At 47.6% G+C, this 13030-nt stretch carries 15 protein-coding genes; 14 read left to right on the forward strand and 1 reads right to left on the reverse strand.

The genetic code is table 11. The features are described 5' to 3' along the window. Nucleotides 1-10 precede the first annotated feature (10 nt). Entirely contained in the window at nucleotides 11-898 is an 888-nt protein-coding gene (locus AC1RVX_RS17525) for a hypothetical protein (protein ID WP_493217870.1), read from the reverse strand. Nucleotides 899-1249: 351 nt separating this feature from the next. Here AC1RVX_RS17525 and fliQ point away from each other — a divergent pair, with 351 nt between their 5' ends. The 14 genes from fliQ to AC1RVX_RS17595 all read left to right on the forward strand — a co-directional run bounded on the left by fliQ (nucleotide 1250) and on the right by AC1RVX_RS17595 (nucleotide 12996). Beyond that, a complete protein-coding gene (fliQ, locus tag AC1RVX_RS17530; RefSeq protein ID WP_493217871.1) occupies nucleotides 1250-1516 on the forward strand; it encodes a flagellar biosynthesis protein FliQ in 267 nt (88 codons plus the stop codon). 6 nt (nucleotides 1517-1522) lie between these two features. After that, nucleotides 1523-2284 carry a flagellar biosynthetic protein FliR gene (locus AC1RVX_RS17535; RefSeq protein ID WP_493217872.1) on the forward strand — a complete coding sequence of 254 codons (762 nt, stop codon included), beginning with the start codon at nucleotides 1523-1525 and terminating at the stop codon, nucleotides 2282-2284. Further along, nucleotides 2285-3385 (forward strand): EscU/YscU/HrcU family type III secretion system export apparatus switch protein, encoded by a 1101-nt coding sequence (locus AC1RVX_RS17540; RefSeq protein ID WP_493217873.1) that lies wholly within the window; start codon nucleotides 2285-2287, stop codon nucleotides 3383-3385. Continuing rightward, nucleotides 3382-5451, forward strand: coding sequence for a flagellar biosynthesis protein FlhA (locus AC1RVX_RS17545; protein WP_493217874.1), 2070 nt, complete (start codon nucleotides 3382-3384; stop codon nucleotides 5449-5451). The genes AC1RVX_RS17540 and AC1RVX_RS17545 overlap by 4 nt, the downstream gene beginning before the upstream one ends. 54 nt (nucleotides 5452-5505) lie before the next feature. After that, nucleotides 5506-6252, forward strand: coding sequence for a flagellar hook-basal body protein (locus AC1RVX_RS17550; protein WP_493217875.1), 747 nt, complete (start codon nucleotides 5506-5508; stop codon nucleotides 6250-6252). A gap of 66 nt (nucleotides 6253-6318) precedes the next feature. Continuing rightward, a complete protein-coding gene (gene flgG / locus AC1RVX_RS17555) occupies nucleotides 6319-7092 on the forward strand; it encodes a flagellar basal-body rod protein FlgG (RefSeq protein WP_493217876.1) in 774 nt (257 codons plus the stop codon). 13 nt (nucleotides 7093-7105) lie between these two features. Beyond that, nucleotides 7106-8086, forward strand: a complete 981-nt coding sequence (gene flgA, locus AC1RVX_RS17560) for a flagellar basal body P-ring formation chaperone FlgA (protein ID WP_493217877.1) — start codon at nucleotides 7106-7108, stop codon at nucleotides 8084-8086. Nucleotides 8087-8091: 5 nt separating this feature from the next. Continuing rightward, nucleotides 8092-8664, forward strand: a complete 573-nt coding sequence (locus AC1RVX_RS17565) for a flagellar basal body L-ring protein FlgH (RefSeq protein ID WP_493217878.1) — start codon at nucleotides 8092-8094, stop codon at nucleotides 8662-8664. Then, nucleotides 8664-9797 carry a flagellar basal body P-ring protein FlgI gene (locus AC1RVX_RS17570; protein WP_493217879.1) on the forward strand — a complete coding sequence of 378 codons (1134 nt, stop codon included), beginning with the start codon at nucleotides 8664-8666 and terminating at the stop codon, nucleotides 9795-9797. Before AC1RVX_RS17565 ends, AC1RVX_RS17570 begins: the two co-directional genes overlap by 1 nt. A gap of 56 nt (nucleotides 9798-9853) precedes the next feature. Continuing rightward, nucleotides 9854-10237 carry a flagellar basal body rod protein FlgB gene (gene flgB, locus AC1RVX_RS17575; protein WP_493217880.1) on the forward strand — a complete coding sequence of 128 codons (384 nt, stop codon included), beginning with the start codon at nucleotides 9854-9856 and terminating at the stop codon, nucleotides 10235-10237. Continuing rightward, nucleotides 10237-10671 carry a flagellar basal body rod protein FlgC gene (gene flgC / locus AC1RVX_RS17580; protein WP_422981876.1) on the forward strand — a complete coding sequence of 145 codons (435 nt, stop codon included), beginning with the start codon at nucleotides 10237-10239 and terminating at the stop codon, nucleotides 10669-10671. Before flgB ends, flgC begins: the two co-directional genes overlap by 1 nt. 38 nt (nucleotides 10672-10709) lie before the next feature. Next, entirely contained in the window at nucleotides 10710-11003 is a 294-nt protein-coding gene (gene fliE / locus AC1RVX_RS17585; protein WP_493217881.1) for a flagellar hook-basal body complex protein FliE, read from the forward strand. Between the two features lie 11 nt (nucleotides 11004-11014). Continuing rightward, on the forward strand, nucleotides 11015-12487 hold the full coding sequence (fliF, locus tag AC1RVX_RS17590) for a flagellar basal-body MS-ring/collar protein FliF (protein ID WP_493217882.1): 1473 nt from the start codon (nucleotides 11015-11017) through the stop codon (nucleotides 12485-12487). Further along, on the forward strand, nucleotides 12487-12996 hold the full coding sequence (locus AC1RVX_RS17595; protein ID WP_493217883.1) for a hypothetical protein: 510 nt from the start codon (nucleotides 12487-12489) through the stop codon (nucleotides 12994-12996). Before fliF ends, AC1RVX_RS17595 begins: the two co-directional genes overlap by 1 nt. Nucleotides 12997-13030 lie beyond the last annotated feature (34 nt).

The raw sequence follows: 13030 nt of genomic DNA on the forward strand, positions 1-13030 counted from the left end.
GTAACTCTATTTACAAAATCGGATTGCCAGACAGGGTTTTACATTTATTCCCCAAATAATACATTATCCAGTAATCAGGGATATCAATTTCACTATCGCCATTTTCGGCAGCGCTGATGGTGTTGTTGGCCTGCTCTGCGGATATCAGTGCTTGTTCTTTAAAATCACCATCTTCGTAATCGTAAATAATCGGCGCAAAGTTCTTGAGCACCGCCGACATTAAAACTTTGTTTTCTTCAGACGTATTGAAGGATAGGTCATAGCAAACATTTTCAGCCGATTCCTGATGGTCTTCATAAGCTAATAGCAGCATTTCCCCCATGACATTTAATTCTGCAAGTGTCAATGGGGGTGTGGTTTGTGGATGTTTGATGAGTGCGCCACAGCGAGATGCAAGATAAGCCATTGCATCTGTATCGTAGGAATATATTTCCTCGTGCTTTTCAACAGTACTTGTGCCGGCTTCATCCTCATCTTCTTCAACGCTACTCACATCACCTGCAACTGTTTTTGTATACTTCGTGATGGCATTAAATAATTTCTTCATCTCTGATGTATTGGGCATACTGAAGTCGTTGCAGCCATGGTCTGAGAATTCCCGCGCGGCCTCTTCCAGAAGCATGGCAAGTAGCTCGTATTCTGCGGATGTGAATTGTGGAGGAGCATTTGAGGATGCATCTTCAGTCATAATAAAAACTTTCAAAGGCAGGGTAAATTTTTTGCGATGCCGTGAAGTCACGGCGCGAATATTGACAATACTATAGATGGCGGTTGTTGTGAACGGGGCAAGGGAAATAAGTGAACTGAGTATTCTGTCCGGCGCTTGTTTGAAGCAAATTAATCTGTTTTTCGATACTTTCTGTATTTTTGATGTCGATGCATTGACGTTAAAGCTCATTAGATTGGCGACTCTAAAAAATAGAACTGGTCTTGCCGTGGCCTTACAAAAAAATGCGTATAGCAAGACACTAATGGCAGCGCCTGAAAATTTCGCAATGGAGCAGTTAATTTTTACTGGTATTGACACACGACAAGTTGAAGTGTAACATTCAGTAACATTGCTAAACAATCTAATCACAATTGCATTAAATTTTGCTGCAAAGCAACAATTTTGATGTCATTTTCGCTTATCTGATTCCCGTGAATTTAATGGTCGGCTTTGTATTTTAAGAGGGCTGCGCCTGATTTTGGGTTGCCGTTTTCCAGTGTTGGAATGTGTTTTAGGGAAGTGGCTTGAAGGAATTGGGTAATGGGGTCTGATGTTGCACTGCATTTGATGGAGCAATTGTTATGGGGCGCACTGTTGATCTGTGCGCCTATTCTCATTTGTACTCTCGTTGTTGGTTTGGCGGTCAGTGTGTTACAGGTGGTGACGCAGATCCAGGATATGTCGCTGACCTTTATCCCTAAACTGGTGGCGACCATATTGGCGTTGACAGTGTTTGGTTCGTGGATGTTGCGCAAGCTCTTGATTTTTGCACGAGAGCTGATCATGAATATCCCCAATTATTTTTAGTTACCCATGATTTTTACTACTTCAGTCAGTTGGGTAACTGCCGTTTTATTGTGTTCCCTTCGTTTGGCCGCTTTATTGCTGATGACTCCTATCTGGCAGGCATTGGGCTTGCCGATGCGTATTCGTGTCATTTTGGTGGTGACACTGGCGTTTTCTTTGGTGTCGGGCATGCAGTTGACACCGGCGGCTATTCCCACTGATTTGTCTGGCTTGGTCATGGCGGGCCTGGGTGAGGTGATGCTGGGTGCGTTGATGGCATTTGGTATTTTTGTGGCCTTTGCTGCTTTTTCATTTGCTGGCAATTCTTTGGATTTGCAAATCGGCTTCAATATTGCCAACATTTTTGATCCAACCACCCGTAGCCATGCGCCTTTGATTGCAGCCCTGTTTGGCATGGTGGCGCTGGCGCTGTTTTTTACCATGGATGCGCATCACACCTTGTTGCGTGGCCTGGCATATTCTTTTGAAAAAATCCCTCTTGGTCAGATGCTGGAATTGCCGCCTCCTATGTTGTTGGCCAGACAGTTTGGTACGGTGTTCAGTTATGGTTTGATGCTTGCTGCGCCGCCATTCTTTTGTCTTTTTCTGGTGGAGATTGGTCTGGCAGTGTTGTCGCGCAATTTGCAGCAGCTCAATATTTTTATGTTGAGTGTGCCTATCAAGATTGCGGTGGGCTTGGCCGTGCTGGCGTATGTCAGTGGCCATTTTGCATCTGTGGCAACCAAGGCATTTGGTTCTTTGTTTGGATATTGGGAGGACATTCTGTAAATGTCTGAAGATACTGACAAAAGCCAGGAAGCCACGCCCCATAAGCTGCGCGAAGCGCAAAAGAAGGGGCAGGTTGCCAAAAGCAATGAGGCCATTTTTGCTGCAGTGTTAGCAGCTTTGGTTGGTATTTGTTTTGCAGTTGGCCCTGGCATTGCCCGGCAAGAACTGGGGATTGCGCAGCAAGTGATGCAAGATGCAGGGCGGACGGATTGGTCAAGCCTGGCAACCATGCAGTGGTTGTTGAATGCCTTAGTGGATAGCATGGGTGCCATTGCGCCATTATTGGTTGCTATTTGCGTGGTCGCTATTTTGGCAAACGTGGGGCAGGTAGGCGGCATATTCAGCTTTGATCCAATTACGCCGGACTTTACCAAGTTGAATCCGGCTACAGGCATGCAGCGACTCTTTTCCAAGCGTCTTATTTATGATGCGCTGCGCAGCCTGGTCAAACTTGCCATTCTTGGTTGTGTGACCTGGGGTGCGTTGAAACATCTGATGCCAGAGATGTTGAAGCTCTCCTACGTGAATGCACGTGCCCATGCGGGGATTGTGTTGGGCACTGTGGGGCCTTTTTTGTTCAAACTGTTTTTAGCGATTCTGATCATCGCATTAATTGATTTGCTGTACACGCGCTGGGAATTTGCAAAAAAAATGCGCATGAGTCACAAAGATATCAGTGATGAACATAAGCAAAGAGAGGGTGATCCGCGTATCCGTCAGCGCATCAAGCAATTGCGTGCAGAGTTATTGAAGCAGTCGCAGGCGGTCGGTAAGTTGCCGCAAGCAGATGTGTTGATTACCAATCCTACCCATATTGCTGTGGCGATATCTTATCGCCACGGCGAAATGCCAGCGCCAAAGTTGCTGGCCAAGGGTAAGGGGGAGCTGGCAGCCAAAATGCGTGCGGCAGCCAGGCAGCATCATATTCCGGTTGTGGAAAACCCGCCATTAGCGCGGGAATTGTATAAGCGCCTGAACTCTGATCAATTTGTGCCTGAGGATATGTATCCTAAAGTGGCGAAGATTTTGATTTGGGTTTATGCGATGCGCAAGAACCGCCAGCAAGCTAATGCTGGTTCTGTGCGTGGGGCGTTTACATGAGTGCATTAAGACAGGTATTGCAAAAAAATACTGACATCGTGATGGTGTTGCTGGTGGTGGGCGTGTTGTTCATGCTGTTTGCACCGATACCGTCAGAGATGCTGGATTTTTTAATTCTGGCGAATTTCAGTTTTGCCTTGCTGATTTTGTTGTTGACGTTTTACATGGCAAAGCCGGTAGAGTTTTCTACTTTTCCATCAATGTTGCTGGTGGCCACCTTGTTCCGGCTGGCTTTGAATATTTCTGCCACGCGCCTGATTTTGCGCGATGCGGATGCGGGCAGGGTGATTGGTGCCATTGGTTCGTATGTGGTCGGCGGTAATTACGTCATTGGCCTGATTGTATTTTTGATTCTGGTGGTGGTGCAGTATGTGGTGGTGACGAATGGTGCGCAGCGCGTCTCAGAAGTGGCTGCACGTTTTACACTGGACAGTATGCCTGGTCAGCAAATGAGTATTGATGCTGATTTGAATATGGGCTTTATTGATCAGGAAGAGGCCCAGCGTCGTCGCAAGAACATCAGTAAAGAAGCGGCGTTTTATGGCGCGATGGATGGTGCCAGTAAATTCGTCAAGGGCGATGCCATTGCCGGCATTATCATCATGCTGATCAATTGCGTGGGCGGCCTGGTGATTGGTGTCATGCAAATGGGCATGCGCTGGGACCAGGCATTGAAGAGTTACACCTTGCTGACCATTGGTGACGGTATTGTGACGCAGGTGCCGGCATTGGTTATTTCGGTGGGGACGGGTTTGATTGTAACGCGCTCTTCTTCTGATACTAATTTGGGTGTGGAGGCATTTCAGCAGATTACTTCATTCACCAAGACTTTGTGGCTGGTGGCTGCGGCTTTGCTGGGCTTGTTATTTTTACCGGGTATCCCGGCATGGCCAGTGCTGATATTGATCAGTTTTTATGTGGCGCTGGTCATGTTTCGTCGTGGTGCTGTTAATCAGGAAGGAGATGCAGACGGGCAGGGGGCTGCTGTCGACACTGCTCTTGGTGCATCAGCCAAGCCAGCGGACAAAGAGCAGGATGCCTACGGTTTGTTGCCAGTTGAGGCTGCCGAAGTCTTGCTGGGTGTGGACTTGATACCGATGCTGGACACTGAACACGCTATTTTTGCAGAGCGCATTACCGCATTCCGTAAGCAATATGCGTTGGAGTCGGGCTTGGTGGTGCCGAATATTCGTTTCCGTGAAGGTGGCAGGCTGGCGGCACATGCATATGAGGTTGTGATTTTTGGTGTGACGGTTGCAGGTGGTACTTTAATGCCGCAAAAATTGTTGGCAATAAAACCAGCAGTAGAGGGTATCAAGTTGCACGGTGTGGAAACCAAGGAACCTAGCTATGGTTTGCCTGCATTGTGGATAGAGGAATCCCAGGCGGAAGAAGCCAGGGCAGGCAAATATACCCTGGTGGAACCACCTACGGTGTTCATGACACATTTGTGTGAGGTATTGCGCCAGCAATCTGCCACCTTGTTAACCCGCCAGGAAACTGAGCGCTTGTTAAAACGCGTGCGTGAATCGCAGCCAGGGCTGGTGGAAGAAGTTGTGCCAACCGTGCTGGGTGTGGGCGAGATACAAAAAGTATTACAGAATTTATTGAAAGAAAAAGTCTCTATCCGCAATCTGGATGCTGTTGTGGAAACCATCGTTGATGCGGCCAAGATTAATAAAGATACTTTGTACCTGACTGAAATGGTCAGACAACGTTTGGGCGCTTTGATTTGCCAGTCATTGACGCAAGGCAGCAATGTATTGCAGGTGCTGACACTGGACCCGACGATAGAGCACAGTTTGATGCAAAGCATACGTGCAGTGGAAACCGGTGGTGCGATGGTGGTGGAGCCGAAGTTTGCTGAACAGGTAATTACCGGCGTGGCCAAGCATGCAGAAAAAATGATGAAAAGTAATTTGTTGCCAGTGTTGTTGTGTGCACCAGAATTGAGACGGCATATGCGTGTATTGTCAGAACGTATGGTGCCGCAATTGCGGGTGGTGTCATTGGCTGAAGTCCCAAACACTTTAGAGTTGCGTGCTTTTGCAACTTTGTCATTGTAATGATCTTCGGTTGCAGTGTATGTTGTTGAACCCTGAAATTTTTAAGTGAACCAGATGGCAAATGCATTAGTTACCGCCGTACAGAGCATGCAGAATGATCTGCAATATATGGATACCGTCAGCCAGAACATGGTGAACGTGGCTACACCTGGTTATAAACGTGCTATCCCGACAGCCAAGCCGCTATCTGGCCTTTTTGATACGGTCATGAAAGGCACGGAACTTGCTGGTGATGTTAGCCGTACTATTGAAAAATCGAACGTGCTGAGTAGCGTATTGGATTTGTCCGCTGGCGCAATCAAGCAAACGGGCAAGCCTTGGGATATGGCTATCGCTGGCGATGGTTATTTTGAATTGATGACACCGGACGGTCTGGCCTATAGCAGGGCAGGGGACTTCCATGTGGATGGCAGTGGTCGTCTGGTTTCTTCTCAGGGTTTTGCCGTGCAGGGGTTGGGGGGCGATATCCAGGTACGTGGAAATGATGTCAGTGTTGATCATACTGGACGTGTGATGCAGGGTGAAATGCAGATTGCTCAATTGAAGGTCATGAAGTTTGATGACCCCAAGGATTTGGTCAAGACGCTTAGTGGACTGATGCAGCCGGCTAATGCGGAAAATAAAGCGATGGAGAGCAAATCGGAAATCCAGGTTGGCTTTTTGGAAAATTCGAATGTCACACCCATGCGTGAAATGGTCGCCATGATGGAAACGACGCGTCACTTTGAATCAGCTCAAAAGTTGTTTCAAGGATATGACGATATGCTGAACACAGCCATACAAAAACTGGGTGAGTTTTAAAGATTGCTAATTAGCGCGCTTTAGCACCCCTTAGTACACTTCGTAAAGTATTGAAAACAGAAATTTATGAATAATTCGCTTTATATCGCCGCCACAGGCATGCAGGCCCAGCAAACGAGCATTGATACGATTGCTAATAATTTGGCGAATGTGAATACATCCGGTTTCAAAAAAGGTCGTGTGAATTTCCAAGAGATGTTGCATGTGGATGGCAGCGCATCGTCGCAAAGCCCTTTGGCAACGCTGAACCCGGTTGGTTTGGGTATAGGCATAGAAAATATATCCCGTGATTTTGTGTCTGGTGCACTGACGCAGACCAATTCGCCTATGGATATTGCCATCAATGGCAGTGGTTTTATTGAAGTGACACTGGCTGACGGTAGCCACGGTTATACGCGCGGCGGTACTTTGCAGGTGAATCAGGATTCTTATTTGGCGACCAGCAGCGGCCAGGTGTTAAAGCCTTCAATTCATTTACCCCCCAATCTGACCAGTATTGTCATCGGCACCGATGGCAAGGTGATGGCACAGGGTGCAGATCAGACACAGGCGACAGAAGTTGGGCAAATAGAATTGGTGAACTTTTCTAACCCTGCTGGTTTAAAAATGGTGGCGAGTGGTGTTTACCAGCCAACGGCAACTTCAGGTGATGCGACCTATGGCAAACCAGGGGCAGCAGGTTTTGGCACAGTTGCACAGAATACTCTGGAAGGCTCGAACGTTTCTCTGGTTGACGAGATGGTGACCTTGATGATTGCCCAGCGTGCGTATGAGATGAGTTCAAAAATCGTGCAGGCGTCCGACGAAATGATGTCGTTAACAAATAACCTGCGTCGCTAAACCGGCATTGCCCATGCGTTTATCTGCCTTGCTTTTATTTGTTCTTGGAATGTTTGCTACGACTGCCATGGCAGGTGTAGTGGCGTCTTTGAAATCTGAAGCAATGGTCAATGCTTCAAGAGTCAAGCTGGCAGATATTATTCAGGTTGAAACAGACAATGCAAAGCCGGGTGACGCAATCAGCACAATCAGCAAAGCATTGGGATCAATCGATCTGGGTACTGCGCCTTTGCCTGGTTACAGTGTCCGTTATAGCCGCAAAGAAATCGACAGAATTGTACGCGCCAATGGGCAGGCGCAAAGCATAGAGTGGCGAGGTGCAGATGCCGTCAAGGTAGAACGGCTGGCCAAATTTTTTGACAGCAACCAACTTGCAGTAACTGTCGAATCGTATCTGAAAGAATTACTGGGCAATGGTCAAAATCAGGTTGAAGTTGAACTTGTAGAACATCTGCCAGAGTTGCTGCTGGCAGAAGGTAAGGTCGGTATTAAACCTCGCCCTTTAACGGTGGCAGAGGCTATGCACAGCAAGGTGACGGTATGGCTGGATATTGCTGTCGCTGGTGTGTTTAGTCGTTCGGTACGTGTGCCTGTTAAAGTCAAAGTATTTGATAAGACCTTGGTTGCCAGGCGGGATTTGCCTAAAGGTGTTGCACCCACGTGTGAAGATTTGCTGGTTCAGGAGTTGGATGTGGCGAGCCTGGATGGTGCGAACGTGCCAGCAGATTGTGCAATATTGAAGGGTAGTTTAAAAAGAAATATCCAGGCCGGTGCAGCTTTAACCCGCAGCTATATACAGGCACCGATGGCTATCAGCCATGGGGACACGATTAATCTGCTGTTGAGCGCTGGCGCACTCATACTGGAATCGCGTGGTATTGCTATGGCAGATGGTGAAATTGGTCAACGTATACAAGTTAAGCCGACTGCGGCAACAGATACCATCGCTGCGGTTGTGGTGGCCCCAGGGGTTGCAAAGGTCATCGGAAATTGAGAATAATGAAACCATTTTATTTTGCATTTATGTTTTTATTGTCGGCACTGCCATCTTCGGCATGGTCCGACAATTTATATAACGAGAACAATTACAGGTCGCTGGCAAGTGATAAGCGTGCACAGTTGCCCGGTGACGTATTGACCGTGTTGATCTACGAAAGTTCAAGTGCATCGTCCAATGCGGACACAAATTTGAAAAGAAAAAGTGAAATAGGTGCGCAGGTAGGTGTCAATCAAAAAAATAATCAGGCACGTATTGCGGTCAATAATGATTTTGATGGCGGCGGTACCGTTCAGCGCAGCGGCAAATTGCTGGCACAGATGAGCGTGACTGTGATGAGCGTTGAAGATAACGGTGACCTCGTGGTTAAGGGCCAGCAATTGCTGGAAATTAATTCCGATCAACAAAGAATCACTGTTGAAGGACGGGTAAGGCCGCTTGATATTGCTGACAATAATACGGTTTTATCTACCAGACTGGCTGATGCCAAAATAAGTTATGCCGGTGATGGAGAATTGGCGAATCATCAGCGCCCGGGATTTTGGACCAAATTATTTGCCTGGGTGGGGTTCTGATGTTTTCACTTCGTTCCCCATTCCGTCAAGTCTTGCTGGTTTTGTTGACCTTGGCATTCAGCAGCAATGTCATTGGCGCAGAATTGGTGCGGCTTAAGGATATAGGCAAATTTGCTGGCTGGCGCGAAAATGCGCTGGTTGGATATGGACTGGTAACGGGCCTGGCAAATACCGGCGATTCCCCCAATAACAAGGCAACCAGACAATCTATAGCAAATGTATTGGCACAATTTGATGTGGCAGTACAACCCGATCTGGTGCTGAGCCGTAACGTTGCCGCGGTTATGGTAACCGCAAAGCTTCCTCCAGTTGCACGACAGGGTGACAATATTGACGTTACCGTGACCTCTATAGGTGATGCCCGCAGCCTTGTTGGTGGTACTTTATTGACTGCTCCACTGAAAGCACCCAATGGCAAAGTCTACGCATTGGCGCAGGGGGCATTATTCGTCGGCGGTTACAAGTACGATATGAATGGCAATGTGGCACAAAAAAATCATCCTACGGTTGGCTCGATTCCCGCTGGAGCCATTGTAGAAGTGGGTGTGCAGGCCAAGATATTGAGTCGTGAAAACACCATGACATTTACTTTGGCTGATGCGGACTTTACAACATCGTCAAGAATTGCTGCCGCGATCAATGATGCCTTTGGTGAGCAACTGGCCAAGGCAGAAGATGCTGAAGGCGTGCAAATCCGCGTACCAGAAGCGAATCGTGAATACCTGGTCGATTTTGTGACACGTATAGAAAAAATCAGCATAGAACCTGATACCCGTGCCCGCGTTGTAATCGATGAGCGTACCGGGACTATTGTTTCAGGTGGTGATGTGCGTATTGCAAAAGTGGTTGTTTCTCATGGTGATCTTAAATTGTCCATCATCACAGATAACTCGGTTTCGCAGCCTATTTTGGTCAGAAATATGGCGGCAGAAGTCCGGACCGAAACTGTGTCAAATTCTCGCATAAATGTGTCCGAAAAAAATGAATCCGGTTTAGTCAGTGCTTCGAATAATACGGTTGCAGATTTGATTCAGGCGCTGACCCGCATTAAAACCAGTACGAGGGATATTATATCCATCTTGCGTGCGGTGAAAGCAGCGGGGGCATTACGGGCAGATTTGATTATTCAGTAATGTGTACAAAAAAAACGTAGCAAATATTAACCAATTAACTCATTTTGGAAATTCAGATGTTTGGACAAGCTGAAGCAGTCACGATGGATATGTTGAAGACGGCCCTGGATGCGGCCAGTCTCAGGCATCAGGCTATTGCCAATAACATTGCCAATGTTAATACGGCTGGCTACCGCCCGGCCACTGTCAATTTCGAACAGCAGATGGACGCTATTCGTTCTACCCTGGCGCAGGGGAAAACAGTACAGCCAGATATGCTGCGCGGCGTACTCCCATTTATAGAACGAATGGCACCAGTGACAGATACAGACCGTACTGCATTGTTGGACACGGAAGTGTCGAACATGGCGCAAAACACAGTGCAATACGAAGCCTTGCTGAAAGCAATGGGCAAACATATGTCCATATTGAGTTCAGCCGTAGCAGAAGGGAAACGTTAATGGATTACCGTAATGCATTCGCAATTAGCGCGACAGGCATGAATGTAGAAAAGCTGCGCCTGGATACAACAGCAAACAATATTGCCAATCTGCACAGTACCAAGGGTGCAGATGGAAAGCTTTACAAACCTTTGCGCGTTAAGGTGGTTGAGGCCAGTGATAATTTTGCAGTTGATTTCGAACGCATGTCCGGTGCCACTTTACGTGGTGTGCAAGTAGCCAAAGTCGAGGAAGTTGATGTTGCACCACGCAAGGTTTACGAACCAGGTAACCCTGATGCGGATGACAAGGGGTATGTATCCATGCCTGGTATTAATCACGTAACGGAAATGGTCACAATCTCCAGCGCATTGCGCGCCTACGAAGCGAACGTGGTCGCCATGAATGCGGCCAAGCGCATGGCCTTGAAAGCTTTGGAACTGGGAGGTGCATGATGACTGTCGATGCGATCAATTTTTTACCCGCGATTTCCATGCCTGAATTGAATTCAGTGGGAACTGCGGGAATGGGAATGGGAGCGGCGCAATCTTTATCTGCACCGCCGGCAGCGCAATTTGCCAACTGGTTTTCAGAACAATTATCACAAGTGAATGATCAGCTGATAACGGCTGATAAAGGTGTGCAGCAACTTGCCGCAGGGGATGCGAGCAATTTGCATCAGGTCATGATCAACCTTGAGCAAGCAAAGCTGTCTATGCAACTCGTGATGCAAGTCAGGAATCACGTGCTGGATGCCTACCATGAAATTTTACAGATGCAAGTTTAAGGCAATAGCAAGTGAACGATTTTATTGAATATTGGCGACGCATTGATCGCCGTGCACGATTTGGCCTGATTTTTGGTGTTTTGCTGATCGTAATCGCTACCGTAACAATTGGTGCCATGACCTTGCGTACCGATTATCAGGTCTTGTTTGCCGATTTGGCACCACAGGATGCCTCGACCATGGTTGCCGAGCTGGATCAGATGAAGGTGCCTTATCGTCTGACAGGTAATGGCAATACCATTCTCGTGCCTGCCGATATGGTGTACAAGACGCGTCTGAAACTGGCTGGCAAAGAACTACCTTTGCGCGGTGCTGTTGGCTTTGAACTGTTCAATAACAGCGAAGTCGGCATGACGGAGTTCGCCCAAAAGATCAATTATCAACGCGCCTTGCAGGGCGAATTGACGCGTACCATTTCTGCCCTGGACGAAGTACAGTCCGTGCGTGTTCATTTGGTATTGGCTGAGCAAGCTTTATTCAAGAAAATTGGCACTCAGCCAAAGGCATCAATCACGATTGCAGTGAAACCGGGCAAGTCTCTTGATATGGCACAAATACAGGGTATCCAGCGTCTGGTTGGCGCGGCTGTTCCAGATATTAAGCCTAATGATGTCACCATATTGGATCAGCACGGCGTTGCCCTGACAAAGAAGAGCGGAGAACCTGGTCAGGACATGATTTCATCGTCCAGCGGCCTGGATGAGAAACGTGCGATTGAAGTGTATCTCAATAAAAAAGTCGTGGAAGTATTGGACAAGACTTTTGGTGTGGGACAAGGTATTGCCAGTGTTGATGTCACGCTCAATCATGAGCAAAAGAAGACCACCACAGAAAGCCCCTTGGCTGCTGATTCCAAATTTGAAGGTCAGCCTACAGGCGTGATTATCAAGGACAAGCAGACGGCGAATGAAACTAATCGTGGCAATAAGGCAGAAACCACAAATAACCCCGCAACCGGTGACCTCACCCAGAGTAGCCGTGAAGTGGAATACCAGGTTGGGCGCAAGGTAGAGCAGGTGATTTCGGCTGCTGGTGCTGTCAATCATGTCAATATCGCCGTTGTAGTTCAACGTAGTCTACAGCCAGCACAGCAGGAACGTTTGAAAGAATTGCTTGCTGCTGCAGTTGGTATTGATAAGGCACGTGGTGATGTAGTTGCTGTTTATTCGGTTGAACAGATTTCGACTATTCCTTCCACTGAAGTCACTTCTCCTGCAAAAGAAGTATTGATTGATGAAGAGCATTTGTCGTCACAGGCAAAAGCCGTTGCAGATACTGCGTCTCAGGGTTTTGTTTATAAGAATGAGTATGTTGTCTGGGCCCTGGCTGGGTTGACTGGATTTTTCTTGATCATACTTGCCATTCGTTTGACACGTCGCCCTGCGCCCGTCAGAAGTTTGAGCGAGCATGAAAGAAAACGGCTTTTGGCACAGGTGACTGACTGGCTGGAAAGCAGCAGAGAAAACTCGCTGGAGCGTAACTAATGTCCGGATACAGGCAATCAGCTTTGCTACTGCACGGTCTTGGCACACAAGACCAGCGTTGGATACTTGATCAATTGAGCAAAGATGATCAAGTGCAACTGCGTAGCCATCTTGCTGAGCTAAAGGATTTAGGTATCCCGGCTGACCGGAATATGCTGGCCAATTTGGGAATTTCTGAAACAGGTGGCAAGCTCGATGATTTGCAGGCGGCATCTGCTGCAGATATGCAAATGCTATTGAAAGACGAACCTGTATGGTTGATCAAGCAGGTTTTGTCACTGGAAAATTGGCCATGGAAACATGAATTCCTGGCCGGATTGAATTCAGCGCAGGCAGATAAACTTCAGCAGATGAAGTTGCCACCACCTGGATCACGCACAAGGCAAAGTTTAAGGTCTCATTTGCTACAAGAATTAAAACAGGCCCGTACTGAGGTATCGAACTTGTCGGAAGATGTGCCGGCACCCCGAAAATGGAGCCAGCGCCTTTTGCAGGTAATTGGCAGATGAACATGAAATCAGTCTTTGATCACGATAACGCAAT

Source organism: Undibacterium sp. GW821-FHT11B02, from assembly GCF_058808955.1.